We start from the raw sequence: 26,498 nt of genomic DNA, 5'->3' as shown, positions 1-26,498 counted from the left end.
CGCTAGAGCTCCGGGACAGCTTCCTGCGCCACTGCCGTGGCCTCCGCGAACTGGGTCTGGTACAGCTCGGCGTAGCGCCCGTCCGCCGCCAGCAGCTCGGTATGCGTGCCACGCTCCACGATCCTGCCGTCCTCAACCACCAGGATCGCGTCAGCGGCGCGGATGGTGGACAAGCGGTGCGCAATCACGACGGCGGTACGTCCCTCGAGCGCCTCACCCAGGGCCGCCTGCACGGCGGCTTCGTTGGTGGAGTCCAGCGCCGCCGTCGCCTCATCCAGAATCACCACGCGCGGCTGCTTGATGAGCAAACGTGCGATGGTAAGGCGTTGGCGCTCGCCGCCGGAGAGCCGGTAGCCACGCTCCCCCACCACTGTCTCCAGGCCATCGGGCAGGGAACGGATCATCGGTTCCAGGCGGGCGCGCCTGAGCACATCCCACATGTCGTCCTCAGTAGCATCCGGCCGTGCCAGGCGCAGGTTGGAGGCGATGGTTTCGTGGAACAGGTGGCCGTCCTGGGTCACCATGCCCAGCGTGTCGCGCAGGGAATCGAAACTGATGTCCCGCACATCGGCACCCGTCCGGGGCCCGTTCCCGCCAAGGCGCACTGCTCCGGAGTCGACGTCGTACAAGCGGGACAGCAGCTGGGCGATGGTGGACTTGCCGGCACCCGAGGAACCCACCAGGGCCACTGTCTGGCCCGGTTCCACCCGGAAGCTCACCCCGTGCAGCACTTCCTCTCCGCCGCGGGTGTCCAGCGTGGACACCTCCTCCAGGGAGGCCAGGGAAACTTTGTCTGCTGAGGGGTAGGAGAAGCGGACGTCATCAAATTCCACCGCGACAGGGCCCGGAGCGACCTCAATGGCATCCGGCTTTTCGGTGATGAGCGGCTTCAGGTCCAGGATTTCGAAAACCCGTTCAAAGCTGACCAGAGCGCTCATGATTTCCACCCGCGCGTTGGACAGCGCGGTCAGCGGCGCGTAAAGCCTGGTGAGCAGGAGCGCCAGGACCACCACATCGCCCGGTGCCAGCTGGCCGCTGAGGGCCAACCAACCGCCAAGGCCGTACACGAGGGCCAGTGCCAACGCCGAGACCAGGGTCAGGGCAGTGACGAAGGTGAACTGCAGCATGGCGGTGCGGATGCCGATATCCCGCACCCGTCCTGCCCGGTCGGCAAATTCACGCGATTCCTCGTCCGGGCGGCCGAACAGTTTCACCAGCGTGGCACCGGGCGCCGAGAAACGCTCCGTCATCTGCGTGCCCATGGCGGCGTTGTGGGCTGCAGCCTCACGGCGAAGATCTGCCAGTTTGGAGCCCATGCGCCGCGCAGGGATGAGGAAGATCGGCAGCAGCACCATGGCGAGCACCGTCACCAGCCAGGAAGTATTGAGCATCACGGCGAGGGTCAACGCCAGGGCCACTACGTTGCTGACCACACCGGACAACGTGCCGGCGAAGGCGGACTGCGCCCCGATGACGTCATTGTTCAACCGGCTCACCAAAGCGCCGGTCCGTGTCCGGGTGAAGAACGCGATGGGCATGCGCTGCACGTGGTCGAACACCCGCGTGCGCAGGTCCACGATGACGCCTTCACCAATGATCGACGACAACCAGCGCGTCAGCAGGCCCACTCCGGCCTCACCCACCGCAACGATCGCAATGAGGACCGCCAGCCAGATGACCGTTCCCACGCCTGCGTTCGCGATGATCGCATCCACCACCTGTCCGGCAAGCACCGGGGTGGCCACTGCAAGGAAAGCGCCCGCGATGGAGGCTATGACGAAGGCAATCAGCTTCCCCTTGTGAGGGGAAGCGAAGGCGAGGACCCGTTTGAGGGTTTCCTTGGAGAACGGCTTGGAGCCGCTCTTGGCAGTGGTGATGTTGTACAGCGAGCTCCAGGCCACGCGGTCCATGCTCATGGGTTACTTCTCCTGGCTTGGGGTGTGGTGGAGTTCCCGGACTTGTCCGTTGTCCAGGTGCCACCGCGAATCGAGACGGACGTTTTCCAGCAGCCGGCGGTCGTGGGTGACCAGCAGGAGCGCACCGTCGTAGCTCTCCAGCGCTTCTTCAAGCTGTTCGATCGCCGGAAGGTCCAGATGGTTGGTGGGCTCGTCCAGCACCAGCAGGTTCACGCCGCGGGCCTGCAGCAATGCGAGCGCAGCCCGGGTCCGCTCCCCCGGGGACAACGAGTCCACAGTGCGTGAGGTGTGGTCCGCTTTGAGCCCGAATTTGGCCAGGAGGGTGCGGACGTCTGCGCTGTTCCAGTCCACGAGCACGGCTTCCACCGCGTCGCCGAGCGGCTGCCCGCCGTCGAGCAATCCGCGTGCCTGGTCGATTTCGCCGATGGCGACGGACGCGCCCATGGAGGCAACGCCGTCGTCGGGTTGTTGCGTCCCCAGCAGCAGGCGCAACAAGGTGGACTTGCCGGCGCCGTTCGGACCCGTGATGCCGATCCGCTCCCCACCGTTGAGTTGGAGGTTCACCGGTCCCAGCGTGAAGTCGCCCTGGCGCGCGACGACGTCACGCAAGGTCGCGACGACGGCACTTGAGCGGGGTGCCTGGCCGATGCTGAACTGCAGCTGCCACTCCTTGCGGGGCTCGTCCACCTCAGTGAGCCGGGCAATGCGGGACTCCATCTGGCGGACCTTCTGCGCCTGCTTCTCCGACGATTCGACGCTGGCGGCCCGGCGGATCTTGTCGTTGTCCGGGTTCTTCTTCATGGCGTTGCGGACACCTTGGGAACTCCACTCCCGCTGGGTGCGCGCGCGGGAAACAAGGTCCGCTTTGGTATTGGCGAACTCCTCGTAGCGCTCCCGGGCATGGCGTTTGGCCACCGCGCGCTCTTCGAGGAAGGCTTCGTAGCCGCCGTCGTAGACAGCTACCGAGTTCTGGGCCAGGTCCAACTCCACCACTGTGGTGACGCAGCGGGCCAGGAATTCGCGGTCGTGGGAAACCAGCACCACTCCGCCGCGCAGGCCCTGGACGAAGGCTTCAAGGCGTGCCAGCCCGTCGAGGTCCAGGTCATTGGTGGGTTCGTCCAGGAGCACTACATCGAAGCGGCTCAGCAGCAGCGCCGCCAGAGCCACGCGGGCGGCCTGGCCACCGGAAAGGCCGGTCATCAGTGCCTCGGTGCCAACCTCCAGCCCGAGATCGGCCAGAACGGCGGGGATGCGGTCTTCCAGGTCTGCCGCGCCGGAGGCCATCCAGCGGTCGAAGGCAAGGGAGTAGGCGTCGTCGGCTCCTGCGGCACCTGAGCCGAGGGCTTCGGCAGTGGCTTCCATCTCGGTGGTGGCTTGCGCGCAACCGGTGCGTCGGGCGATGTAGCCGGCGATGGTTTCGCCTTCGGTGCGCTCGTGTTCCTGCGGCAGCCAACCCACGAACGCATCCGAGGGTGCAAGGCTGAGGCTGCCTTCCTGCGGCTGGTCGACGCCCGCCAGGATACGGAGCAGCGTTGATTTTCCGGCGCCGTTGGCTCCCACTACGCCCACCACGTCGCCGGGCGCCACCGTGAGGGACAGCTTGGAAAAGAGTGTGCGGTGGCCATGCCCACCGGCCAGTTCCTTGGCCACCAAGGTTGCAGTCATTTGTCTATCCTCCAGCAAGGAAACGCAGATCATCAGGCCCCGATTCCCGCGGGCATGGAAAAACCCGCTGGTCCGGACTTGGGGGGTGTACGGACCAGCGGGTTCAATCATCAAGCATAATTCAATGTGGCGTCGGCGTAAAATCGATCTGTACTCCCACATACCGCAATTTGCCGGTTTGCCGCGCCCCACATCACAGAGAGTTCCACATGCCCTTACAGTCCAAGGCGTTCCAGCGCTGGCTTCATGGCGTTGCGCCCGATGCCAGCACGGCGGACGTCTGCAGGATCGCCGGCATCAAACGGACAACCCTGGCCCAGCAGCTGGTCCGCGGCAAGGTGGCCGAGTCCACGCTGGTGAGCATCAGCCGGGGCTTCAACATCAACCCTGTGCAGGCCCTGGCCACTTTCGACCGCTACTCCGATCTCCGCGGCGACCCCGTTCCGCCCACGGGCTGCGAACTGGTCAGCCAAGTTGCCACGATCGATCTTCTGCGTGCCGTAGTGGAGCGCAGCGAGCCCGGCTCCGCGCCCGTGGCCCGCCTTTCGGAACCACCTCACCCCACCTCCGTGCGCAACTGGGTGGACGCAATCGACGACGGCGAGTTGCGGCACCGGGTCAGCGACACCACCGGCATCGCGCCCCAGAATTTCTCGGCCCACCTGACAGCCAACAGGCTTCCGCCGGAGCTGGCGATTGCCACCTCCCGTGCGGCCGGGGTGGGACCGGCAGGAGGGTTGGTGGCCGGAGGACTGATCACCGAAGCCGAAGCCGGCTGGCCACCCAATGCACGCCGGGAGGCCTTGGACGCAATGTCCCAAAGTGCACTGGTGACACTTGCCGGTGAGCGGCTGCTGGCATTGGGAAAAACCCTCCGCCGCCAGGAACAAGACCACGAACGAACTGAACGAATTTGGGAGAACCTCGGATGACGGCTGTCCTGCCCTGGGTCACGCTGGCAGTTTGCCTGGCGATTACGATCGCACGGATTCCGAGCGCACTGCGTGGGGAGAACCGCGTTGTCTTCTACATCTTTTCGTTGATCTCACTGAGCATCTTCATCAGCATCGAGGCGCCCTACCTTGTCATCGACGGCTGGCTTGGCGGGATGAACGTTGGGAACCTGATTCTGCGTTTCCTGCTGTATGCGACGTTCTTCTTCATGGGCATCAAGATCGCCACCGCGTTCGGCTCCCAATCGGCAGTGCGGGCCATCCGCGGGCCACTGGGTATCACGGTTGCCGCAATCGTGGGCGTGCTGACCATCTACTTTTTCCTCATCACCGACACCCGGGGCTCGTCGGCGGGGATGAGCGGGCTGGTGTGGGGGCCGTCGTTGGAGGCCTATGCCTTTATGGGCCGCTTCTACCCGGGATTCGTTGCTGCCTGCCTGGTGCCGGCCATCTGGCGCACGGTGACGAGCCAGGCGCCTGTGTTACTGCGCGTCGCCTCGGGCCTGCTTTTGCTGGGACTTTCGTTGCTTTTGCTGTCACAGCTTTTTCCGCTGATCCCGTTTTCGGAGGCCTGGCTGCGGGTGCTGATCAACTACTCCGCAGCCATGTTCACGTGCATCGGATTGGCCGGAATCTGGTTCTCGAAAGCAGTTGCGCGTCGAAAACGGCGTCTCTCAGCGTAAGACTTTCACAAAACCATTAGATCGTGGCACAATCATGAATGTGTGAACGCGGCTGCAGCCTGACACCGGAATCAGAGAACGGGTTTCCGGTGGATGTGGCGCCCACGGGATCACAATTGGGGGGATGAGTGGTGGCGGGCTGTTGGGGACCGCCCCCACTCAGCCTTTTTAACGCACCTTTACCTGGCACTGGTGTCCACCGCCGTGCCCGTTCCCTCCGGTGACTAAGATGGCTCCATGAACAGCCTCCGCACCCGACGTTCCATCCTTGCCGCCACCTTGGCTTCCGCTGCCCTCGCTCTTTCGGCGTGCGGTGGTGGCTCAACGCCGGCGCAGTCCGGCGGGGACACCTCCCTCTCTGACGTGAAGTCCAAGGGCGAACTGGTAATTGCCACCGAGGGCACCTACCGCCCGTTCAGCTTCCACGCCGAGGGAGCCGGCGACCTCACCGGATTCGACGTCGAGATTGCGCAGGCCGTCGCCGGGAAGCTCGGCGTCAAGGCGTCTTTCCAGGAGACCCAGTTCGACGGCATCTTCGCAGGCCTCGACTCCAAGCGTTTCGATACCATCGCAAACCAGATCTCCATAAACGACGACCGCAAGGCCAAGTACGAGTTCTCCACCCCGTACACGATCTCCACCGGCGTAGTGGTCACCAAGTCGGACAACTCCAGCATCAACAGCTTCGCCGACCTCAAGGGCAAGACCACCGCCCAGTCCCTCACGAGCAACTTCTACAAGATGGCCGTGGAAGCCGGCGCCAATGTCCAGGCCGTTGAAGGATGGGCCCAGTCCGCCACGCTGGTCCAGCAGGGTCGCGTGGACGCCACGGTGAACGACAAGCTCACCTACCTGGACTACGCCAAGACCACTCCCGACTCCGGCTTGAAGGTGGCAGCCGAAGCACCGGACAAGACTGAGAGTGCCTTCGTCTTCCGCAAGGGTTCCAGCGAGCTCACCAAGGCCGTGGACAAGGCTCTTGAAGACCTCCGCGCGGACGGAACCCTGGCGAAGATTTCGGACAAGTACTTCGGCGCGGACGTCACCAAATAGATGAACTGGGACCTCATCTGGAGTTCCTTCGGACCACTCATCACCGGCGCCGTGACAGGGACCATCCCCCTGACACTGGCTTCCTTCGCCTTTGGCTTGTTGCTGGCCTTGGTAGTGGCCCTGATGCGCCTGAGCCCCAACCGGTTGTTGTCCGGCATTGGCCGGTTTTATGTCTCGGTCATCCGCGGCACTCCCCTGCTGGTGCAGCTGTTCGTGATCTTCTTCGGACTGCCCAGCATCGGTGTGCGGCTTGATCCGTGGCCCAGTGCCATCATCGCGTTTTCGTTGAATGTGGGTGGTTACGCCGCCGAGATCATCCGCGCCGCCATCCTTTCCGTGCCCAAGGGCCAATGGGAAGCCGGGCACACCATCGGCATGTCCAACCGGCAGACGCTGGTACGGATCATCCTTCCGCAGGCTGCCCGGGTCTCGGTTCCACCGTTGTCCAACACCTTCATTTCCCTGGTGAAGGACACGTCCCTCGCATCACTGATCCTGGTCACCGAACTGTTCCGGAACGCCCAGCAGATCGCCGCTTTCAGCCAGGAGTTCATGGCCTTGTACCTGCAGGCAGCCCTGGTCTACTGGGTGATCTGCCTGGTTCTGTCCACGGCGCAGTCCGCGGTCGAAAGAAGATTGGACCGCTATGTCGCCCACTGATCCGTCATCCATGGTCCTGGAGGCAAGGAACCTCGCCAAGGCCTTCGGCAGCAACACAGTATTGCAGGACATCGATATCACCATCCGCCGCGGCCAGGTGGTGGCCCTGATCGGGCCTTCCGGCTCCGGTAAGACCACGGTCCTGCGTTCGCTCAACGGCCTGGAAGTTCCCGACGCCGGTACGGTCACCTTCGGCAGCGGCGATGCCTCAAGCGGGCTGGCCATTGATTTCGGGGCCAAGGTGGGCAAGAAGGAGATCGCAGCGCTCCGCGACCGCAGTGCCATGGTTTTCCAGCACTACAACCTGTTCCCGCACATGACGGTGCTCAAGAACGTCATCGAGGGGCCCGTCCAGGTGCAGAAGCGGCCGAAGGCGGAAGCCATCGCGGAGGCCGAGCGGCTCCTGGAACGCGTGGGCCTGGCGGACAAGCGCGATGCCTATCCGTTCGAGCTTTCCGGCGGCCAGCAGCAGCGTGTTGGCATCGTCCGGGCCCTCGCCCTCAAGCCGCAGCTCCTGCTGTTCGACGAGCCCACGTCCGCCTTGGACCCGGAGCTTGTGGGTGATGTCCTGGGCGTCATCAAGGAGTTGGCCGAGGAAGGCTGGACCATGGTGATCGTGACGCACGAACTCGCCTTCGCCCAGCACGTTGCCGACGAGGTGATCTTCATGGACGGTGGAGTCGTGGTCGAACGTGGCCCGGCCGCCGAGGTACTGCGGGCGCCACGGCAGGAACGTACCAAGCTCTTCGTGAAGCGGCTTCAACACGACGTTTAGCCTTTTCAAAAATATGGGGGATCAGACTTTGGACGAGACCAACAAGGACTCCGGGCGCAGCAATTCCCGGCGTACAGGCATCATTGTTGTCGTGGTGGTCCTGGCCTTGGCCGCCGGGGGGTTCGGCGCCTGGTTCGCCTTTCTCCGGCCAACCGGAGTGCAGCGCGCGGACGTGGAGCGGCTGGACAAGCAACGGGGCATCGTGGATCGCTCCATGAACCTTTACGACCCCTTGCTTGAGGAGTTCACGGCACGGTACACCAACGTGGTCGCCGAGGAAGAGGGCGATCAGGAAAAAGAGCAGGTGTTCACCCGGGAAAGCGATGTGATCAAACGCGAGTCGGCCGCCAACACCGGCAGGCTCGACGCCATGGCCGCTTCTCCCGTGGCGCAGGAGCCGGAGATTGCCGAGGCGTTCCGGCGGTTCAAGGACCAATACGTAGCGGTGATCGCCTACAACGACCAACGACTCATCAATACGGCCAACATCACCCGTTCTGTGGGTGGACCGTGCGCCCCGCTCCACAGGGACCTGAACGTCAGCGGTGGCGACTATGCGCAGGCGTACGTCAAGACGGCCGATTCCTGCCTGCTGGCCTTGGCAGGTGCCAAGGACAAGGCAGATGCGGACACGGTCCAACTCCTGCAGGGGATCGAAGGCATCGTCAAAGGACAACGCGACAAGCAGCAGGAAGTCCTGGACGCGACGGATGACCTCGGACGCCTCGCCAAAAGCACCACCGCGGGAGTGGCCTTGCTCGACATCAATGATGCACTGAACAAGGTCCGCACCACGTATGAGGACGCCGTGAAGGCCAGCTCAACCAAACTCGTCGACGACGCAAATGCCGCCAATGCCGAGCTCGAACGTGTCCTGAAATCCCGGCTGGACCAGTTCAAGGCCTCCGGCCAGGAGGGGAAATAGGCCATGACCTACGAGAACCCCGGGGTCACCCCCGAACCCGCCCGCTCACGCCCCCGCCCCGTCATCCTGGTGACCTGCATTGTCCTTGCCGTGCTGGTGATCGCCGTCGGCGCCCTTGTGGCCGTCAACAACTTCGCCGGACAGCAAAAGGCCGAAAGCCTCTCCGCGTTGAAGGGAGACCGCCTCAACGCACTGGGCGACGCCAGGGGCAAGGTCCAGCCGGCAGCCAATGCGTACCTGGCCGCCTACAAGAAGGCCCGGAACGCCCCTGCCTCGCGGGACCAGGCCGTGAAGGACAGCCAAAAGGAAAAGGACGAATTCCAGCAGGCATCGAAGTCCGCCCGCTCTGCCCTGCAGGAGCTGAAGTCAGGGAATGACTCCGTCGACACTCCCGTCGGCGTCGCTGTTCACCAGCTGGTCGAATCCCACGAGGACTACTTTGACTACATGGAAGGCCTGGTGGAGTCCTACCCGCAATTTGAGGGCCTCTTCCGCGATGACGACGCGGCCCGATGCAACGGCCTGTTCGTCGGCTCGAAAGCATCCACCCTCCGGGAACGCCAAACCCTGCTTGCCCAGGCCGCGGAGCCTTGCCGGAAGGCGGCAAGCGATCTGTTGCAGTCAAAGAACAATGCCTACGTGGAGTTCGCCCGGACGTTCGACAACAAGGTAGCTGAGCTGCAGGAACGCGCCGAAGTTACGGCCAAGGGCGAAGAAAACTACGCTGGGTTTGTCCGGCTCAAGGACGACCTCGTCAAAAGGGCGGATGATGCTGAGGCACGCAACGCCCCGGAGGCGGAAGTGCAGAAAATTGCCGATGACGCCAAGGCAGTTAACGCCCAAATACGTACAAACCGCTCCGAGTTCGACTTTGCAGCCAAGCGCTACCTGGCCGGAGTGAAGGAGATGCCCTCCACAGTGGAGAATGTCTTTTCCAAAGAGGTCTCAGCCGACATCAAGCACTTCGACGCGGTGATCCCGGCCAGGGAGCAGATCCTCAAAGACATGATCGACGTCGAGTTGACCACCAAGTAGGCAGTCGTTGAGGGTCCTGCGCTTCTGTGCAGGACCCTCAACCGCTTTTTACCTGGAAAAACGCAGCGTGACCAGCTGGAACGGACGCAGCGCCAGGCTGACAGCGGAGTCGTCCTTCACCGTCACGCCAGGGGCGTCGGTGGCGCGCTCCAGCAAGTCCGTGGCAGTGGCTCGCCTGGCATCGAAGCCAGGCTTAACCAGGGCAACTGACCGCTCCCCCAGTGATTCGTAGAGCCGCACTATGACATCACCCGAACCGTCCTCAGCCAGCTTCACGGCTTCGACCACGATTGCCGGGTTGGATACGAGAACCACTGGGTCCACCGCATGTCCGCCGGTAACGAACCGCGGACGGAGATTGGTGCGGTAGCCCTCCTCCACGGCGTCGGCGATTGCGGCGCCGGGCCTGATGGACAGCTCGAGCGTGTGCTCGCCCCTGTCTGCTTCCGGATCCGGGAAACGGGCCGAACGCAGCAGCGAGGTGCGGACCGTCGTCGTAGTTCCGCCGTCGTCGCGGACCGCCCTGGTGACGTCGTGTCCGTAGCTGGCAGCGTTGCTGATGGCCACGCCGTAGCCGGGTTCGGACACGTGGATCCAACGGTGCGCGCAGATCTCGAACTTCGCCGCTTCCCACGAGGTATTGGTGTGGGTAGGCCGGAAGACATGGCCGAACTGGGTCTCCGAAGCCGATCGGTCCGCCCGGACGTCCAAGGGGAAGGCGATCTTCAGCATCTTCTCCCGTTCCTGCCAGTCCACCGTAGTGGAGATCCCCAGCGACCTGGCGCCGGCGTCGAGCGTCAGGCGTTGGGTGATGGATGAGCTGCCCACCGCGCGCTTAACCACGACGACGGCTCCGTTGGGTGTCCGCTCCAGCTCAATTCCTTCTGCCTGGGTCAACGGAGTGACGTTGCGGCGGTAGAACTCCTCGATGTCCCAGGCGTCCCATTCATTGGGGGTGTCCCGGAACAATTCGAGCAGATTGCCGGCCTGCCCCGGAGCGATGGCTTCCCTGCCGCTGGCATGGTCCACCACAGAGGTCAGGAGGCCGTTTGCGTCCACCACAACCCGGATCAGTCCGTTATCCAATACGAAACCATCGCCGGACTGGTCCACCTCAACCACGGAATCGTCCTGGCTGATCTTCGCGATGCCAAGAGCGGGCACGCCATGACGCTGGTGCGGAGCGGCGTTGAGCAGGAACTCCTCGGTGCCCGGCCCTGCCAACGCCTGGGCCGCGTGGGTGATGATCCGTTCAAGATCGCGGGAAATGGCCTCATAATTCCGCTCGGCATCCTGATGGACCCACGCGATGGAGCTGCCGGGAAGGATGTCATGGAATTGCTGGAGGAGAACCAGCCGCCACAGCCGCTTCAGTTCCTCGCGGGGATACTCGTATTCGTTGCCCAGCCGGACAGCAGCCGTGGTGCACCACAGCTCAGCCTCGCGAAGGAGGTGTTCGCTGCGCCGGTTGCCCTTCTTGGTCTTGGCCTGGCTCGTGTAGGTTCCTCGGTGCATCTCCAGGTACATCTCCCCCACCCAAACGGGAAGGTTGGTGTACTCGGCTTCCGCTTTGGTGAAGAAGTCCTTGGCCGTGCCCATCCGGACCTTCGGTGAGCCTTCCAGGTTCTCCGTGCGGTGTGCCGCAGCCACCATTTCGCGCGTGGGTCCGCCACCGCCGTCGCCGTATCCGAAGGGCACCAGCGACATGGTGCCGCGGCCGTGCTCACGGTAGTTGCGCTCGGCGTGCGCCAACTCGCGGCCATGAAGCTCGGCGTTGTAGGTGTCCACCGGTGGGAAGTGGGTGAACAAGCGGGTGCCGTCAATGCCTTCCCAGGAGAAGGTGTGATGCGGCATGCGGTTGACCTTGTTCCAGGAAATCTTCTGCGTGAGGAACCACCGGGATCCCGCTTCCTTGACGATCTGCGGAATCGCGCCGGAATAGCCGAAGGAATCGGGGAGCCAGGCTTCCCGGCATTCGATGTCGAACTCCTTGAGGAAGAAGCTCTTGCCTTCCACGAACTGCCGCGCCATGGCCTCGCCGCCGGGCATATTGGTGTCCGATTCCACCCACATGCCACCCACGGGGATGAACTGGCCGGCCTTCACTTTCTCGCGGATGCGCACAAAGAGCTCGGGGAAGTATTCCTTGATCCAGGCCATCTGCTGTGCCGAGGAGCAGGAGAACACAAAGTCCGGATCTTCGTCCATGAGCGCCACCACGTTGGAGAACGTCCTGGCGCACTTGCGGATGGTTTCGCGGACAGGCCACAGCCAGGCTGAGTCGATGTGTGCATGGCCCGTCGCCATGAGTTCGTGGGCTGAGGCATACGCGGGGCGGCCCAGCACCTCCCTGAGGGCCTCACGGCCGGCTGCGGCGGTTCCAGCGACGTCGTCCGGGTCCATGATGTCCAGCATGCGTTCGAGGGCGCGCAGGATCTCGTGGCGGCGGGGCAGCTCCATTGGCAGCTCATGCATCAGGCCGGTGAGCGTCCAGATGTCCTGGTTGAGTTCCCAGACGGTCTCGTTGAGCTCGGCGATTGCGATCCTGCCAAGGCGGTACCGCGGCTCGTCGCCGGAAGTGGCCTTGTCCCCGAGCGGAGTGGGGGCAAAGGACCAGCCCTGCGCCACATCCGGGTTGGCCGCCGCTTCCACATAGAAGTCAACGGATTGTCCGCCACCCAGCAGCTTCAGCGGAACGTGGTAATTCCGGGGCGATATTGCTTTGATGATGCTTCCATCGGCACGCCAGGCAGTTCCTTCGCACTGGAAACCCGGGACGTCGCTGTTGAAACCCAGATCCACGATGATCTCCACAGCGGTGGCATCGGACATGCCCCAGTCCGGCGGAACCTCGCCCTGCAGACGCAACCACTTGGTGCTCCATGCCTTGCCCCAGGGCGCCCCGGGCTCCTGCGGTGTGAACAGTTGGCGCATCGCTTCTGCGGCCGGCACCGGTTCTCCGGGTACATCCCAGCTGCTGAGTTCAAGCGGTATCGCCCTGCCGTAAATGGCCGGAAGAATGCGGTCCCGAACAAATCGGTCGAGACGCTGTTCAGTGATCCGGCGGTCGTCGTGCAATTATTTCCCCTTTGGGCGTTGGCTGGGCGGCCAGGCTTGGTGACCCGGCCCCGGCGTGCTTGGCGTGGACGGCATTTATGGTTTTCGCCGCGCTTCCAATCGATGGATAAAATCTACGGCGTTCGCGGACAATAGCCAAGTGATTGGACACTATCCCCAGGCACCCACCAGCTTTAACCTGGCTGCCCGACTATCCGGTCCCGGCCGGCGTACACGTTCAGGCTCGATCCCCGGCTGAAGCCCACCAAGGTGATGCCGGACTCCACGGCAAGTTCAGCAGCAAGGCTGGAGGGCGCGCTGACCGCGGCCAGGACGGGGATCCCGGCCATGGCAGCTTTCTGCACCAGCTCAAAAGATGCCCGCCCGGAAACCTGCAGCACGGTACCGCGCAAGGGCAGCTTGCCGGCGCGCAGTGCCCAGCCCACCACCTTGTCCACCGCATTATGCCGGCCGACATCTTCCCGGAGGCACAGCAGCTCGGTGGTGCCGTCGTCGTGAATCCGGAAGAGTCCGGCAGCGTGGACGCCGCCCGTCTTGTCAAAGACCGCCTGTGCCTCGCGGAGCCGGTCCGGAAGTGCGGCCAGCGCCGCCACGGGGATGGTGACGTCGTCCTCCTTGGGGCTGTGGCGGGAGGACTTGCGGACGGCCTCGATCGAGTCCGTGCCGCAAATGCCGCACGAACTGGACGTGTACACGTTCCTGCCCGTGTCAGGGCGCTCCACGTCAGGACGGAGCTGGGCATCCACGACGTTGAATGTCTGAACCCCGTTCTCGTCCTCCCCCGAACAAAAACGCTCGGAAATCAGCTGCGAAGGCTCCCACACAATGCCCTCCGACACCAGGAAGCCCGCCACCAGGTCAAAGTCGTCCCCCGGGGTCCGCATGGTCACCGAGAAGGACATGTCTCCAAGCCGGATTTCCAGGGGCTCCTCCACCGCCAGGACATCTTCCTTGAAACGGACGGGATGCTCCAATGCCTGGGGCGAACCGTCCAGGACGAACTTGTGCACCTTGCGGCGTTGCGTCACGCGTCCCACGTCAGGATCCGTTCTCCTCATGGTTTACAAAGCGCACAGTCATGGCCTTGTAACCGGGGGTGTTTGATTCCCGGGCCACCAGCTCACGGTGCACCAGGGCATTGGCTTCCGGGAAGTACGCCGCAGCGCATCCCCTGGCGGTCGGGTAACCGATGAGCCGGAACTTGTCGGCCCGGCGCTCGGTTCCGGCGAAGGTGGAGATGACATCCACCAGATCACGGTCATTGAAACCCAGCTCCGTCAGGTCGTCCGGGTGGACCAGGACCACCCGCCGCCCATCCGAGACGCCACGGTAACGGTCATCCAGGCCATAGAACGTGGTGTTGTACTGGTCGTGGCTGCGCACGGTTTGCAGGATCAGGTGGCCTTCGGGCGCTTCAAGGTACTCCAGCGGCCGCACGGAGAACCGGCCCTTTCCGATATCCGTGGCAAAGGTGCGGGAATCACGGGGTGGGTTCGGCAGTACGAAGCCGTTCTTGGTCCGGACCCTTGCGTTGAAGTCCTCAAATCCAGGTATGACGCGCGAGATGTGGTCCCGGATCACGTCGTAATCCTCGGCCATGGCCCGCCAGTCCACGCTGTGGTCGTCACCGAAGGTGGCCTGGGCCATGCGGGCTACGATCACGGGTTCGCTGAGCAGGTGTTCGGAGACCGGTTCCAGCCTGCCTTGTGTCTTATGGATGACGGACATGGAGTCTTCCACCGAAAGGAACTGCTTGCCTTTGGGGTGCTTGTCGTCCGTGTCGGTCCGCCCCAGTGTCGGCAGGATCAGCGACGTCCGGCCATGGACAATGTGGGCGCGGTTGGGTTTGGTGGAGATGTGCACGGTCAGCCCGGCCCTCTTCAGGCCCTCCTCCAACGCCGCCGTGTCCGAGCCGGCGGCGGCAAAGTTCCCGCCCATGGAGACGAACACGTCCACGTCTCCCTTTTCCAGGGCGTGCTGTGTTTCCACGGAGTCGTAGCCGTGGTCCCGGGGCATGCGGAAGCCGAATTCCTGGTCCAGGGCAGCCAGGAAGGATTCCTTGGGTTTCTCCCAGATCCCCATGGTGCGGTCGCCCTGCACGTTGGAGTGGCCACGAACCGGACAAGCACCAGCGCCGCGCTTGCCGAAGTTGCCCTGCAGCAAGAGCAGGTTGATGATCTCGCGCAGCGTGTCCACCGAGTGCGGCTGCTGGGTCAGCCCGAGCGCCCAGCAAATGACCGTGGCCTTGGAAGCTGCCATCATCCCGGCAACCTTGGTGATCTCCGCGCGCGAGAGTCCGGTGGCCCGTTCCGTCTCAGCCCAGTCCAGCACGGAACGCGCTTCCCGGTAGGCGTCAAAGCCTTCGGTCTGGCTCTCGATAAAGGAATGGTCGACGACGGTGCCCGGGTTGCGCTTCTCTTCCTCCAGGAGCAGATGGCCCAGGGCCTGGAACAGCGCGAGGTCGCCACCGACCTTGATCTGCAGGAACTCATCGGCAATCGTGGTGCCGCCACCGATCACGCCGTTGAGGGACTGGGGGTCCTTGAAATTCAGGAGTCCGGCCTCGGGAAGCGGGTTTACGGCCACCACTTTGCCGCCGTTGTTCTTGCAGTCCCGCAGGGCGGACAGCATCCGCGGATGGTTGGTGCCCGGGTTTTGGCCCACTACCAGCACCAGCTCCGAGTGGTGGATATCCTCCAGCGAAACAGTGCCTTTGCCGATCCCGATGGTGGGGTTCAACGCACTGCCTGAGGACTCATGGCACATGTTGGAGCAGTCCGGCAGGTTGTTGGTGCCCAGGCTTCGTGCGAACAGCTGGTACATGAAGGCGGTCTCGTTGGCTGTCCTGCCGGAGGTGTAGAACACACACTTGTCCGGGGTGGTGGCATTGATGTGTTCGCCGATCAAGGCGAAAGCATCGGTCCAGCTGATCGGTGAGTAGTGCGTGTCCCCCGGCCTGATGACGACAGGCTCGGCGATGCGGCCCTGGCTGCCCAGCCAGTACTCGGTTTTGCCTTCCAGTTCGGCAATCGGGTGTTCAGCCCAGAATCCGGCACCGACTGTACGGGTGGTGCTTTCCTCGGCGATGGCTTTGGCGCCATTCTCGCAGAACTCTGCCGGGCTCCGCCTGCCGGTGATCGATTCCGGCCACGCACAGCCGGGGCAATCGAAGCCGTCATGCTGGTTGACCCGCAGCATGGACCGGACAGTCCGGGTTACACCGGCTTGGGCATAACCGCGCTCGAGGGCGACCGTGACGGCCTTGACACCTGCTGCGGCTCGTTTGGGCGGATGGATTTGCAGGTCATCTTCATTGATGTCCTGTTCGGGAGCGTGCCTGTTCATAGGTCCATCATTGCATCTTGCATCCTGCGGTCAGGCGTCCAGTCCGCTCCAATCGACAGGACCCGCGGGAGCCTTGCGCGGAGGCCGGGCCTGCGTCTTCCGCGGTTTGTCCTCCGGCGGCTTCGGCGCGGGCAGCGGCTTCGCCCAGGGCAAAGGGAAAGCAGGGACCAGTTCCCCCAGCTGGACTCCATGGGGAGGCACAATCATGACCCCGTCAGCGCCGGCCAATCCCCGCATCATTCCCGGACCTGTGTGCTGGGCCGGCGACGCCAGGCCATAGACCAGCCTGAAGGGCATCAGACGCGTTCGCCCCGGATCAGCATCGATGGTGGTGCCGCACGGCACCTCTCCCACGTCAGCCGGGCGGGCATGCCCGAGGGCTGCAAGCAACGGCGCCCCGACAGTGAAGAGAGCCATCATCGCGGCCAAGGGGTTGCCCGGCAGCCCCACCACGAACCGTCCATCAGGAAGTTCCGCCAAAACGGCCGGGTGCCCTGGCCGCATCGCGATGCCATCGATCAGCAGGCGGCCGCCGAGTTCGGCCACGGCCCTCCGGAAGTGGTCCGTTCCGGAGCGCCCGGTCCCGCCGGTCGTGATGACGACGTCGGCCGGCGGCTCTGTTTCTGCGTCCGGTCCGCCTGGTTCCGGCTCCGTATCCTGAAGCGCGGCCATCCATTCCTCGTAGCTGTCACCCACCCGGAGTTGTTCGCCGGCGATTCCGCCCAGGAGTTCCACTACTGCACCTAATTGTGGCCCGAAAGTGTCCCTGACCTGACCCGGTTGCGGGATGCCGCGCTCCACCACTTCCGAGCCTGTCAGGAGGAAGCGGACCAAGGGCTTTCCCAGAACATCCACGTGATCCAGGCCGGCAAGGGCCGCTAGGGCAATGTGCGCGGGGTTCAGGCGTGTTCCGGCCTTGAGAAGGACGTCACCTTCGGCCGCTTCTTCTGCGGCCTTGCGGATGTGCTGGCCGTTGCGGGGCTCCCCCGGCTTGGCGGCGCCGCCAAGCGCGAGAACCGGCAGGCCGTCGTCGTCGGTGGTGATGATACCGCTCTCGCTTCGCAAGACGGCCTTGGCGCCGGGCGGAATGAGTCCGCCGGTGACTATCGGGCTCGCTTGGTGGGGCGCCAGACGCTGACCGGGTTCACTGAGGATCCACGGGCCGCTGCCGTTCACTGCCCATCCATCCATCGCGGAGGAGGCATAGTGGGGCATGTCCTGGATAGCCAGGGCATCAGAGGCCAGGGTACGGCCAAGGGCTTTTGCCAGCGAAACCGGCCCCGGGGGTATGGGCGTGGCGGCGTCGAACGCGCGCTGCCGGGCCTCCTGCCATGTGTGTGCCGCGTGGTGGCCCTCGCCGGGGGCCTCCGTCATTCGGCGTCAGTCCCGGTCTCCGAGTACTCCTTGGCGATTTTGCGGGCCAGGTCCAGGGCCGCTTTCATGGAGGCGTCATCGCTGGCCTGGCCAATGCCACGGGCCATTCCCGCCGCGAAGCCTGCAATGAAGGTGGTGAGCGGCGCGGCCGGGCGAACCACCGAATGCGCGGCCACTCCTGCCACGGCCAGTACCTCGTAGATGTCTATTTCCACGCCCTCAAGCTCAAACGCCTGCAGCAATATGCGGCACCAGTCCTCGAGCGTTTCTTCCTGGCTCTTCACGTCCGCCTCCAACTCGTAGTCAATACCCAGCACCGCGGCGTCCTCCCACGTATCCACGTCGTCTGTGGACCCCGCGGGGACGTCAACGTCCAGCAGGTTCAGCCTAGCAAGCAGCTTGAACACTGAAGAGTTCGTTAACCCGGAACCCCGGACGGCCGAGGCCACCTCCCGGTCCAGAGCGGCCGTGCTGTATATGCCCAACAACGGCTGCTTCCGCCCGTCACCGGATACCGCCATGACCCCTTCCACCCCGGGGTGCCCAGCGAGCACTTCCAACAGGCGGCCGATCCCCTGCGATGCCTTGGGCATATCGCAGGCCAAAACCAGTGTCCAGGGGGATCTCATCCCGGCCGTATCCAGCGCCGACAACCCTGCGGCGATCGCCGCTGCCGGGCCCGCGAAGGCCGGCTCCTCACGCGCGAGCAGCACGGATCCGGGCAAATGCACTCCGTGCTCGCCGGGACCCACCACTACTGTGGCAGCAGCAGCCCGGGCAGCCTCCAGTGCGTGCGAAAGGAGGGTGCCGCCGTCGTACTTCAACGTGGGCTTGGGCACGCCACCGAGGCGGGTGGCCCTGCCACCCGCCAAAACAACGGCGTTGAACTCCATCCGCCCAGCGTACCCGGACGGCGGGAGCTCAGCAGAAATCGATCAGGCAGCGGATTCCGGCAGAAGGAACGGGTCCCAGTCCGGCGCAGGTTTCTCGAGTTCTTTGATCTGCCACATGGTCCCCTGGGGCACACCGGGTTTGAAACGGAGTTTCCAGCCCATTTCGGCAAGTGTGTGGTCGCTCTTGGCGTTGTTGCATTTCAAGCACGCCGCAACCAGGTTTTCCCAGGAATCCGCGCCGCCCCTGGATTTAGGGTGGACGTGGTCTATGGTGTGGGCTGTTTTCCCGCAGTAGGCGCACCGGTGACCGTCGCGGCGAAGAACCCCGCGGCGGCTTACGGCAGTGATCTTGTTGTACTTGGGGCGGATGTAGCGGTTAAGGAGGATCACGGAGGGGCGTCCGAGAATCTCCTGTGGCCCGACGACAGGCTCGTCGCCTTCGGCCACTACGCTTGCTTTCCCAGTGAGCACAAGGACCAGCGCCCGGCGGAATGTTATTACCGCCAGCGGTTCATATCCAGCATTCAGAACGAGTGTGCGCATGCACGTACCTCTTCACGGCCGCACCCGTCAGGGGCACGAGGGCCGGCTGCCCTCTGCATGTACGGGCTGTGGATCGACAACACAAGGGTAAGCACTTATATGCCGTATCAACGAATTTATTTGTCGTTTCGCTCACAGTGTCGGCAAAAGTTCACGCGTGATTAAAGCAAAACACCCCGCAGGCATCTGCCTGCGGGGTGTTCCGGGAGCTGATTGTCAGCCGTTGACGCGGATGAAGACCGGGCCGGAGCCGACGTTGACGCTGAACAGTGCCGTGGTGGATCCGTTCCATCCACCGTGGACTGCCATGCCGTTGCCGACGTACACAGCAATGTGTGCCTGTCCGGCCAAACCGCCATTGGCGTAGTAAGCGAGGTCCCCGGGCTGCGCTTCTGCTGCACTCACGGTGCGGCCCAGCGAAAGGTAACCGGCGGGCCAGTCGTGGAAGTGGATTCCCACTGCTGCCAGGGAGTTGGTGACCAGCATGGTGCAGTCCTGCGTGACACCGAGCTGGGCGTACGCGGCGGCAGCAATTGCTGCGCCGAGTCCGCTGGACGCAGCCGGAGCAGCGGGTGCAGGGGTGGCAGTGCTGACGGCCACTGAGGCGTTCGTGGCCGGAGCCGCAGTGGCGGTGGACTTGGTCGATGCCTTGGCCTCAACCTTTGCCGGAGCCTCTTCAACCACGGGAGCCGGAGCTTCCACGGTGGTGACCACGGGACGCTCGTAAGAGATGGCAACCGTGGAGTCCGCAGCGATGGTGGCCTGGGCAACAGACTGGACATCGAGGGCGGACGTCGACGTCGATTCGCGGTCGACATTCGTCTCAGCAGCATTGGCAGCGATACCGCTGGTCAGCACCAAGCCTGAAGCTGCGGCGATGACTGCTGCCTGGCGGCCGACGCCACCGGCGTTGACGGTGACGGCCTTTGCGATGACGGCAAGCGAGCTGGTCTTGGGGGCCTCAGCGCGGTGCCGTGCAACTTTGTGTGCACTGGTCATTGTTTTCTCTTTCGTATCCGCAGGCAGTTGGGGTACCTGTGGGTAGTGGGTCAGCTGGCAGGGGTACGTCAGCCGGCCCCGAATCGGTTGTTTCTAGCGGAGGGTGAAGAACGAAGACGTGCCGGTGGAGGCCACGGAGTGCAGCAGGGTTCCCTGGCCCGGGTTCAAAGCACTGATCATCATGCCGTTGCCGACGTAGATGCCTACGTGCGCACCGCCGTTCTGCATGACCAGGTCACCGGGCTGGGGGGCGCTGGTGGGCTTCATGGCCGTCCAGGCGTTGACGCGGGGGATGCTGATGCCGGCCTGGGCGTAGACCCACTGGGTGAAGCCGGAGCAGTCCCAGCCGCTCGGAGTAGTGCCGCCCCATACGTAAGGCGAGCCGATTCCTGTGTAGGCAATCGCTGCGAGCCCGGATGCTGCCGCGCTGGAGGCGGACTCCTTGGCTTCGGAGGACTGGGCAGTGACTGCAGTGGCTTCATCCGCCGTGCGCTCTGTGACCAGGGCCGCACGCTGGACAACCTTGGGGGCTTCCTTGGTGGCCACGACGGGGCTCTCGAAGGAGACGGTGGCTGTTGGCTCTGCAGTGACCACTGCGGTGGCAGCCAGCTGCTGGGTGCTGGAGACTTCCGAGGTGGAGACGTCGGTGTCAGCGGCGTGAGCCGGCAACCCGACAGTAAGGACGAGGCCTGAGGCTGCTGCCAGCACGGCGGCCTGGCGGCCAACGGTACCGGCGTTCGAGGAAACAGCCTTCGAAAGAGTGTTCAACGGGTTCGAACGAACCGATTCAGCGCGATGGCGCGCAGGGGTAGTGCGTGATGACACGTAGGTAGCCTCTCCCAATGCCTGCGAGGTGAGCTGTCGGATTCGGATGGGAGTCATCCGGCCGCGCTGCTTCACTGGGAAACTTTGCGACTTAACCCCAAGGCCTTCATTCGAAGACCAGAAGTGGTTCCCCCGCCCCTGCCAGACGATTTTGCGAACGGACCTCGAGTGGTGGCAGAGCTAGGCAATCCACTCAAGTGCACCGGCCCCCTAAAAAGCCGATGCGCTCTGAAGGTTATAACAATTGAAAGCGAATGTCACATTCAGGTCACGAGGCCTGTCATCAATGCGAGAGAGCACCATCAACTGGCTTAGAGCCAGCCCATGGGGTCAACGACCTCGCCGTTGACCTGTACTTCGAAGTGGAGGTGGCAGCCGGTGGAGGCGCCTGTGGTGCCGCTCAGGGCTACGGTGTCCCCGCGGTTGACCGTCTGGCCCACCTGGACGTTGAAGGACGACAGGTGGTTGTACGTGGTCTCCAGGCCGTTGCCGTGATCCACAACCACGCGGTTTCCTCCGCCGTACTCGTGCCACCCGGCAAAAGTCACTTTGCCTGCTGCAGCTGCATGCACGGCAGTTCCGCATTGGGCCACGAAGTCCTGGCCGCGGTGGAAGTCACCGGTGCCGCCCGTGAGGGGGCTGACGCGGTAACCGAAGGGGGAAGCGGTGGTGAGCGTGTCGAGGGGGCTGCCCAGGGTGCCCACGGAAGAAGCACGCTGGATGCTGCCGGCCGACTGGGCGCTGAGCAGTTGCTTCAGCTTTCCGTCAGGGTCCGCAGCGGTGGCTACAGCTGCGCGGCTGAAGTCGATTTTGGCTGATGCTGCCGCGGAAACCTCGGGCTGGCTTCCGACAGTGCCGCCAACGGCCAGGGCAGATTCGGACTGTCCCGATTCCGAGGTGGCCATGACGGGGCTGGTGGCCGGCAGGCCGACAGTCAGGGCAAGTCCGGTGGCGGCAAGCGCAACTCCGGCCTTCTGCCCGACGCCACTTGCTGCGGCGAAGTCGGCAACCTGGCGCAACGGGCTCTTACGGCGGCGCACCTGGCGTTCGGTGTCGCGGGGCCGGATCTCCGTTACGACGCGGGCTGGCCGCAGCTCAGTAGCGGGGCCGGACGCACGGCGGCGGCCCCTGACGTTCTGCGATGTCAAACTCTGTTCCTCTCTGAAAAGCCTGCGAAGTTAGCTGTCGGATTCGGGTCAGAGAGTTCAAAGACCCGGTCCGCACGAAGCGCTCACGGCACACAGGTATCCAAGGAGGGACTTGCATCAATGGGCACTTCTGCTGCGGACTTCACCCCAAGGCTGCTTCTTTAGACAGCCGCTTGTGGTTCCCCCGCCTCTGCCAGTGGTGATGGTTCACCCGATCCGCTGGCAGAGCTCGGCTCCGGATCAGGTAACGCTTTGGTATCAGCGCTAGTAGATAACTATAGGGGATTAAGGGCGTTGGTAATAAATTCGTTATCAACAGAAAGATGCCTGCGGCGGCGGGCCCTTATCATCAATTTCGAAAAACCGCAGGTCACACGCGCGCCAAAGCCCCTCAAAGTGAGGTTTGACACTGCCGGGAGGGTTGTCGGACCGGAAGGCTGTCAGTTGAGGGACACGAAGACGTGCGCTGCAACTTCAGGCGGGAGCTCCAAGGCTCCTTCGATGCCGGGCACCCGGACGGAGATGTACTCGCCCACGCGCTCGAGGGAGACCGGCGCCCCGGGCCGGATTCCGCCCTCATCCAACTGGGTGAGCAGTTCCGGCTCCACCTGGATGGGCTCGGCCAGCCGCGTGACAACCACCCGGGAGTCGGAGGCGTAGCCGTCCATGGCCTGCAGGAGGTTCACGTCGATCCGGGGGAACTGCGTTCCGGCCATGCCTCCCAGTGCTTCCAGTCCCGGAATCGGATTTCCGTAAGGTGACTCGGTGGGATGCTCAAGCAGTTCGTAGAGCCGGCGCTCCACGCGCTCACTCATCACGTGCTCCCAGCGGCAGGCTTCATCATGCACGTACGCCCAGTCGAGTCCGATGACATCGGCCAGGAGCCGCTCCGCCAGACGGTGCTTCCGCATGACTTCGGTGGCACGCTTGCGTCCGACTTCGGTCAGCTCCAGGTGGCGGTCGTTGGACACAATCACCAGGCCATCGCGCTCCATCCGCCCGATGGTCTGGGAGACCGTGGGGCCGGAGTGCCGCAGGCGTTCGGCTATGCGGGCCCTGAGAGCCACAATGTTTTCTTCTTCAAGCTCCAAAATGGTCCGAAGATACATCTCAGTGGTATCGATCAGATCCGTCATCCAGCTCAGCTCTCCTCGAACGCAGTTCTTGCGTAATCTCCACCGTACCGCGTCCCATACCGGGGTGGGCGGTGCCACCGCCACCCTTTGAACGCCAACCCCCAGCCTAGCTTATTTGGAATTACTCCGGATAATTCCGGACCCATTGCGGTCGCATCTTGTTCGTCCGCGTTCCACGTGGCGGACTATGACAGGGGCAGGTTCCTGCGCGCGGGCCATGTCAGGCAGAATTGGGGTGTCGAAGGGGCAGCTGACGCCACCTGCCACGACCCATCTTGAGCCGATACCCTTTGGAGCCACACGTGAGCGACAACAGCATCACCATACCCGCCGACCTCCTGCCGAAAGACGGACGCTTCGGCGCTGGACCGTCCAAGGTCCGCCCGGAACAGCTCGAGGCCCTGTCTGCCGCTGCCACCACCATCCTGGGCACCTCCCACCGGCAGGCTCCCGTCAAGAACCTGGTGGGTTCCGTCCGGGAGGGCCTGAGCCAGTTCTTCCGCGCCCCCGAAGGCTACGAGGTTGTCCTCGGCGTCGGTGGTTCCACCGCGTTCTGGGACGTCGCCGCGTTCGGCCTGGTGGACAAGAAGGCCCAGCACCTCTCCTTCGGTGAGTTCGGTTCCAAGTTTGCCGCCGCCACCAACAAGGCACCTTTCCTTGATGCGTCCTCCATCATCAAGTCCGAACCCGGCACCCGTCCTGCCGCCCAGGCAGAAGCCGGCGTTGACGTATACGCGTGGCCGCAGAACGAAACCTCCACCGGCGTCGCGGCTCCCGTAAAGCGGGTCCAGGGAGCCGACGAAGGTTCGCTGGTCCTGGTGGACGCGACCTCCGCCGCCGGCGGCCTGGACGTCGACGTCTCGGAGTCGGACGTCTATTACTTCGCGCCGCAGAAAAACTTCGCCTCCGACGGCGGCCTGTGGCTCGGTCTTTTCTCCCCCGCCGCGTTGGAGCGGGCCGCCCGCATCAAAGCCAGTGGCCGCTGGATCCCTGACTTCCTGGACCTCCAGACAGCCATCGACAACTCCAAGCTGAACCAGACGTACAACACGCCGTCGCTCTCCACCCTGGTAACGCTGGATGCCCAGGTGCAGTGGCTGAACAGCAACGGCGGCCTGGACTTCGCCAGCAAGCGCACGGCAGATTCGGCCAACCGCATCTACTCATGGGCAGAAGCTTCCGAGTACGCGACGCCGTTTGTCGCCAACGCCGAAGACCGCTCCAACGTCATCGCCACGATCGACTTCGACGATTCGATTGACGCCGCCGCCATCGCCAAGGTCCTGCGGGCCAACGGCGTGGTGGACACTGAGCCGTACCGCAAGCTTGGCCGCAACCAGCTGCGCATCGCCACGTTCGTAGCCATTGAACCGGACGACGTCTCGGCCCTGCTCGCCAGCATCGACTACGTCGTGGGCGAACTGAAGAAGTAGCTCCCCCAAAAAAGGATCGAACGGAGCCGCCTGGGTCATGCCCGGGCGGCTCCCCCGTTTAAATCCCCCAAGGCGCCTTAGCGGACCGGCCCAGGGCCGCCGTCGCCATCCTCAGTAACCGGACCGGACAGCAGCGACTCCACCCGGAAATGCCGCAGGCCGCGGGCCCTGCGATCGAAGCGGAGGCGCAGCTGCTTGGCCCTGATGATCCACACCAAACCCACGACGGCGGTGCTGACGCCGGCTACGGCCGCGACGCCGACAGCCCAGCGGGGGCCGCCCACGTTGGCCACCCAGCCCACCAGCGGAGCGCCAATTGGTGTGCCGCCCATGAAAATAGCCATATAGAGGGACATCACGCGGCCACGCATGACTGCCTCGGTGGTGGACTGTACGTAACCGTTGGCGCTGGTAATCAGGGTCAAGGCGAACAGGCCACATGGGACCAGGGCGAGCCCGAACATCACGGCGTTGGGAGCCAGGGCTGCGAGGGCACTTGCCACGCCGAAGCCACCGGCTGCAGCGAAGATCAGCCTGAGGCGGGGCCGGCCACGGCGCGCGGCCAGCAGCGCCCCGGTCACTGAGCCGATGGCCATGACGGAGTTCAGCAGTCCGAATGCGCCTGCATCCATGCCGAACTGCGTACCCACCATGGCTGCGATGAACAGCGGGAAGTTAAGTCCGAAAGTGCCCACGATGAAAATGGCCACCAGGACCACCTGGATATCGGGCCGGCTCTGCACGTAGCGCAGCCCTTCCCGGATTCGTCCCTTCCCGGCGGCGGCACGGGGTTGGGCACGAAGCGACGACACCGGAATCAGCTTCAATGCCACAAGCATGGCCACGAACGAGACGGTGTTGATAAGGAAAACCCAGCCGGGGCCCACCACCACCGTCAGCACGCCCGAGACCGCGGGTCCGATCATGCGTGCCACGTTGAAGGAAGCGCTGTTGAGGGCCACCGCATTGGACAGGTAGTCGTCGGTAACCAGCTCGGAGACGAATGTCTGGCGCACCGGCGCGTCCAGGGCAGTCACGATTCCCAGGAGCAACGCGAAAATGTACACGTGCCACAGCTCAGCCACACCCAGCAATACCAGGATGCCCAGGCCGGTGCTGAGCAAGGCCATGGCTATGAGCGTGATGAACAGCAGCTTGCGCCGGCTGTAGCGGTCAGCCAGCAGTCCCGCCCAGGGCGCAAGGAACAGTTGAGGCCCCAGTTGCAGGGCCAAGGTAATGCCCATCGCCCCGGCGTCATGCGCTGTCAGGTGGTCAAACACCAGCCAGTCCTGGGCTGTGCGCTGCATCCAGGTCCCGATGTTGGATATCAGCGCACCGAAGAACCAGATGCGGTAGTTGAGGATTCCGAGCGACCTAAACGTGGACATCAGTGTCCGCCATCCATTGAGTCACCCAGTGTTTCCGCAATGCTTATTCAGCCCCGGCTTCGTCGCTGTCCACAGCGATGTCTTCGTCCCCGGACTCGTCCGGTTCGTCGTCGTCTTCGGCGGCCGGGCCGGTTGCCTCGTCTTCGGCAGCCTGCACTGACTCTTCGGAAACGTCACTTTCTGTCTCCTCCACCAAGGGCGTCTCGTCCTCGGGCCGGACACGCTTGGCCCAAGGCACCCACTCCGGCGCCAGGATGGAATCCTCGGAAGGCAACAGCCCGAGCTCACTCACAGTGACGATCTTGGAACGCGAGTTGCGGGTCACCACGGCATACCACTGCCAGCCGCCGTATCCGGCAAGCTTGGACTCAAAAAGGTGGGTGACCACTCGGTCACCTTCGGATTTGGCGCCAAGGTGCGCGCCCACCTCGCCCGGTTTGGCGATGCCCTCCACAGCCTCACGGGCAGTATCGACGGCGGCTGCCAGGAAGGCGTCCGGCTTGCCTGTGCGCCACACGGGCAAACCGGCACGCGGCTTGGTGGCCGTGGGCTTCCGCGCGGGAGCTTCCCCGTTGCCAGGAGCCTGGGCACCACGAGGACCTGCCCCGGCGTTATCCAGGACATCCTGTGCGGGCGTTGTTTCCTGTGCGGATTCCGAGGTCATGGCCGGT

General features: G+C 64.0%; 22 protein-coding genes and 2 riboswitches. Of the genes, 8 read left to right on the top strand and 14 right to left on the bottom strand.

Translation table 11 applies throughout. From position 1 onward, the window contains the following. Positions 1-2: 2 nt before the first annotated feature. Both ACNAOU_RS04940 and ACNAOU_RS04935 read right to left on the bottom strand, forming a co-directional pair. Positions 3-1,916 carry an ABC transporter ATP-binding protein gene (locus ACNAOU_RS04940; RefSeq protein WP_422758156.1) on the bottom strand — a complete coding sequence of 638 codons (1,914 nt, stop codon included), beginning with the start codon at positions 1,914-1,916 and terminating at the stop codon, positions 3-5. A 3-nt stretch (positions 1,917-1,919) separates the two neighbouring features. Beyond that, complete coding sequence (locus ACNAOU_RS04935) at positions 1,920-3,581, bottom strand: ABC-F family ATP-binding cassette domain-containing protein (protein ID WP_039240029.1); 1,662 nt, start codon at positions 3,579-3,581, stop codon at positions 1,920-1,922. A 209-nt stretch (positions 3,582-3,790) separates the two neighbouring features. Here ACNAOU_RS04935 and ACNAOU_RS04930 point away from each other — a divergent pair, with 209 nt between their 5' ends. The 7 genes from ACNAOU_RS04930 to ACNAOU_RS04900 all read left to right on the top strand — a co-directional run bounded on the left by ACNAOU_RS04930 (position 3,791) and on the right by ACNAOU_RS04900 (position 9,665). Further along, entirely contained in the window at positions 3,791-4,513 is a 723-nt protein-coding gene (locus ACNAOU_RS04930; protein ID WP_422758155.1) for a hypothetical protein, read from the top strand. After that, positions 4,510-5,217, top strand: a complete 708-nt coding sequence (locus ACNAOU_RS04925) for a hypothetical protein (RefSeq protein ID WP_422758154.1) — start codon at positions 4,510-4,512, stop codon at positions 5,215-5,217. The genes ACNAOU_RS04930 and ACNAOU_RS04925 overlap by 4 nt, the downstream gene beginning before the upstream one ends. Before the next feature lie 237 nt (positions 5,218-5,454). Further along, a complete protein-coding gene (locus ACNAOU_RS04920; RefSeq protein WP_039240027.1) occupies positions 5,455-6,270 on the top strand; it encodes an amino acid ABC transporter substrate-binding protein in 816 nt (271 codons plus the stop codon). Then, positions 6,271-6,930 (top strand): amino acid ABC transporter permease, encoded by a 660-nt coding sequence (locus ACNAOU_RS04915; RefSeq protein ID WP_018779585.1) that lies wholly within the window; start codon positions 6,271-6,273, stop codon positions 6,928-6,930. It abuts the gene before it with no gap. Further along, entirely contained in the window at positions 6,917-7,705 is a 789-nt protein-coding gene (locus tag ACNAOU_RS04910; RefSeq protein ID WP_422758153.1) for an amino acid ABC transporter ATP-binding protein, read from the top strand. The genes ACNAOU_RS04915 and ACNAOU_RS04910 overlap by 14 nt, the downstream gene beginning before the upstream one ends. Positions 7,706-7,718: 13 nt before the next feature. Then, complete coding sequence (locus ACNAOU_RS04905) at positions 7,719-8,630, top strand: hypothetical protein (RefSeq protein ID WP_039240026.1); 912 nt, start codon at positions 7,719-7,721, stop codon at positions 8,628-8,630. A 3-nt stretch (positions 8,631-8,633) separates the two neighbouring features. After that, positions 8,634-9,665: a hypothetical protein gene (locus tag ACNAOU_RS04900; protein WP_422758152.1), complete on the top strand. Its 1,032-nt coding sequence runs from the start codon at positions 8,634-8,636 to the stop codon at positions 9,663-9,665. Positions 9,666-9,713: 48 nt separating this feature from the next. Here the strand turns inward: ACNAOU_RS04900 and ACNAOU_RS04895 are convergent, their stop codons facing one another. The 10 genes from ACNAOU_RS04895 to ACNAOU_RS04850 form a co-directional block, all read right to left on the bottom strand. Next, a complete protein-coding gene (locus ACNAOU_RS04895) occupies positions 9,714-12,743 on the bottom strand; it encodes an alpha-mannosidase (RefSeq protein WP_422758151.1) in 3,030 nt (1,009 codons plus the stop codon). 173 nt (positions 12,744-12,916) lie between these two features. Further along, entirely contained in the window at positions 12,917-13,780 is an 864-nt protein-coding gene (fdhD, locus tag ACNAOU_RS04890) for a formate dehydrogenase accessory sulfurtransferase FdhD (RefSeq protein ID WP_018779580.1), read from the bottom strand. A gap of 1 nt (position 13,781) precedes the next feature. Further along, positions 13,782-16,088, bottom strand: coding sequence for an FdhF/YdeP family oxidoreductase (locus ACNAOU_RS04885; RefSeq protein WP_416430162.1), 2,307 nt, complete (start codon positions 16,086-16,088; stop codon positions 13,782-13,784). Between the two features lie 30 nt (positions 16,089-16,118). Further along, on the bottom strand, positions 16,119-17,462 hold the full coding sequence (locus ACNAOU_RS04880; protein WP_039240020.1) for a molybdopterin molybdotransferase MoeA: 1,344 nt from the start codon (positions 17,460-17,462) through the stop codon (positions 16,119-16,121). Continuing rightward, a complete protein-coding gene (locus ACNAOU_RS04875; protein WP_422758150.1) occupies positions 17,459-18,355 on the bottom strand; it encodes an NTP transferase domain-containing protein in 897 nt (298 codons plus the stop codon). The genes ACNAOU_RS04880 and ACNAOU_RS04875 overlap by 4 nt, the downstream gene beginning before the upstream one ends. Before the next feature lie 42 nt (positions 18,356-18,397). Then, the gene (locus ACNAOU_RS04870; protein WP_039240018.1) at positions 18,398-18,898 is read right to left on the bottom strand and encodes an HNH endonuclease; all 501 of its coding nucleotides are present in this window, start codon (positions 18,896-18,898) and stop codon (positions 18,398-18,400) included. A gap of 216 nt (positions 18,899-19,114) precedes the next feature. Beyond that, positions 19,115-19,897 carry an NlpC/P60 family protein gene (locus tag ACNAOU_RS04865; protein WP_039240017.1) on the bottom strand — a complete coding sequence of 261 codons (783 nt, stop codon included), beginning with the start codon at positions 19,895-19,897 and terminating at the stop codon, positions 19,115-19,117. 93 nt (positions 19,898-19,990) lie between these two features. After that, positions 19,991-20,722 carry a C40 family peptidase gene (locus ACNAOU_RS04860; protein ID WP_237567108.1) on the bottom strand — a complete coding sequence of 244 codons (732 nt, stop codon included), beginning with the start codon at positions 20,720-20,722 and terminating at the stop codon, positions 19,991-19,993. Positions 20,723-20,726: 4 nt separating this feature from the next. Beyond that, positions 20,727-20,888: riboswitch (cyclic di-AMP (ydaO/yuaA leader) on the bottom strand. A gap of 145 nt (positions 20,889-21,033) precedes the next feature. Next, positions 21,034-21,870, bottom strand: coding sequence for a M23 family metallopeptidase (locus tag ACNAOU_RS04855; RefSeq protein WP_018779573.1), 837 nt, complete (start codon positions 21,868-21,870; stop codon positions 21,034-21,036). A gap of 4 nt (positions 21,871-21,874) precedes the next feature. Beyond that, a riboswitch (cyclic di-AMP (ydaO/yuaA leader) is annotated at positions 21,875-22,115 on the bottom strand. Positions 22,116-22,310: 195 nt separating this feature from the next. Further along, complete coding sequence (locus ACNAOU_RS04850; protein ID WP_018779572.1) at positions 22,311-23,006, bottom strand: metal-dependent transcriptional regulator; 696 nt, start codon at positions 23,004-23,006, stop codon at positions 22,311-22,313. Between the two features lie 302 nt (positions 23,007-23,308). Between ACNAOU_RS04850 and serC the strand changes: the two genes are divergently transcribed. Then, positions 23,309-24,439: a phosphoserine transaminase gene (gene serC, locus ACNAOU_RS04845; RefSeq protein ID WP_079581238.1), complete on the top strand. Its 1,131-nt coding sequence runs from the start codon at positions 23,309-23,311 to the stop codon at positions 24,437-24,439. Positions 24,440-24,516: 77 nt separating this feature from the next. On the opposite strand, the gene ACNAOU_RS04840 is transcribed toward serC, so the two are convergent. Both ACNAOU_RS04840 and ACNAOU_RS04835 read right to left on the bottom strand, forming a co-directional pair. Then, positions 24,517-25,827, bottom strand: coding sequence for an MFS transporter (locus ACNAOU_RS04840; RefSeq protein ID WP_018779570.1), 1,311 nt, complete (start codon positions 25,825-25,827; stop codon positions 24,517-24,519). A 43-nt stretch (positions 25,828-25,870) separates the two neighbouring features. Next, a complete protein-coding gene (locus ACNAOU_RS04835) occupies positions 25,871-26,491 on the bottom strand; it encodes a DUF3027 domain-containing protein (protein WP_039240013.1) in 621 nt (206 codons plus the stop codon). Positions 26,492-26,498: the final 7 nt, after the last annotated feature.

The sequence above is a fragment of the Paenarthrobacter sp. C1 genome (genome assembly GCF_049315185.1).
GTDB classification, from domain to species: domain Bacteria; phylum Actinomycetota; class Actinomycetes; order Actinomycetales; family Micrococcaceae; genus Arthrobacter; species Arthrobacter nicotinovorans.
This window is presented reverse-complemented; position numbering and strand designations above follow the sequence as displayed.

What these genes read in the sequence shown, in the direction of transcription:
- ACNAOU_RS04940 (WP_422758156.1), bottom strand. Translation starts at nt 1,916, where the DNA reads ATGAGCATGGACCGCGTGGCCTGGAGCTCGCTGTACAACATCACCACT.
- ACNAOU_RS04935 (WP_039240029.1), bottom strand. Translation starts at nt 3,581, where the DNA reads ATGACTGCAACCTTGGTGGCCAAGGAACTGGCCGGTGGGCATGGCCAC.
- ACNAOU_RS04930 (WP_422758155.1), top strand. Translation starts at nt 3,791, where the DNA reads ATGCCCTTACAGTCCAAGGCGTTCCAGCGCTGGCTTCATGGCGTTGCG.
- ACNAOU_RS04925 (WP_422758154.1), top strand. Translation starts at nt 4,510, where the DNA reads ATGACGGCTGTCCTGCCCTGGGTCACGCTGGCAGTTTGCCTGGCGATT.
- ACNAOU_RS04920 (WP_039240027.1), top strand. Translation starts at nt 5,455, where the DNA reads ATGAACAGCCTCCGCACCCGACGTTCCATCCTTGCCGCCACCTTGGCT.
- ACNAOU_RS04915 (WP_018779585.1), top strand. Translation starts at nt 6,271, where the DNA reads ATGAACTGGGACCTCATCTGGAGTTCCTTCGGACCACTCATCACCGGC.
- ACNAOU_RS04910 (WP_422758153.1), top strand. Translation starts at nt 6,917, where the DNA reads ATGTCGCCCACTGATCCGTCATCCATGGTCCTGGAGGCAAGGAACCTC.
- ACNAOU_RS04905 (WP_039240026.1), top strand. Translation starts at nt 7,719, where the DNA reads ATGGGGGATCAGACTTTGGACGAGACCAACAAGGACTCCGGGCGCAGC.
- ACNAOU_RS04900 (WP_422758152.1), top strand. Translation starts at nt 8,634, where the DNA reads ATGACCTACGAGAACCCCGGGGTCACCCCCGAACCCGCCCGCTCACGC.
- ACNAOU_RS04885 (WP_416430162.1), bottom strand. Translation starts at nt 16,088, where the DNA reads ATGAACAGGCACGCTCCCGAACAGGACATCAATGAAGATGACCTGCAA.
- ACNAOU_RS04880 (WP_039240020.1), bottom strand. Translation starts at nt 17,462, where the DNA reads ATGACGGAGGCCCCCGGCGAGGGCCACCACGCGGCACACACATGGCAG.
- ACNAOU_RS04875 (WP_422758150.1), bottom strand. Translation starts at nt 18,355, where the DNA reads ATGGAGTTCAACGCCGTTGTTTTGGCGGGTGGCAGGGCCACCCGCCTC.
- ACNAOU_RS04870 (WP_039240018.1), bottom strand. Translation starts at nt 18,898, where the DNA reads ATGCGCACACTCGTTCTGAATGCTGGATATGAACCGCTGGCGGTAATA.
- ACNAOU_RS04865 (WP_039240017.1), bottom strand. Translation starts at nt 19,897, where the DNA reads ATGACCAGTGCACACAAAGTTGCACGGCACCGCGCTGAGGCCCCCAAG.
- ACNAOU_RS04850 (WP_018779572.1), bottom strand. Translation starts at nt 23,006, where the DNA reads ATGACGGATCTGATCGATACCACTGAGATGTATCTTCGGACCATTTTG.
- ACNAOU_RS04840 (WP_018779570.1), bottom strand. Translation starts at nt 25,827, where the DNA reads ATGTCCACGTTTAGGTCGCTCGGAATCCTCAACTACCGCATCTGGTTC.
- ACNAOU_RS04835 (WP_039240013.1), bottom strand. Translation starts at nt 26,491, where the DNA reads ATGACCTCGGAATCCGCACAGGAAACAACGCCCGCACAGGATGTCCTG.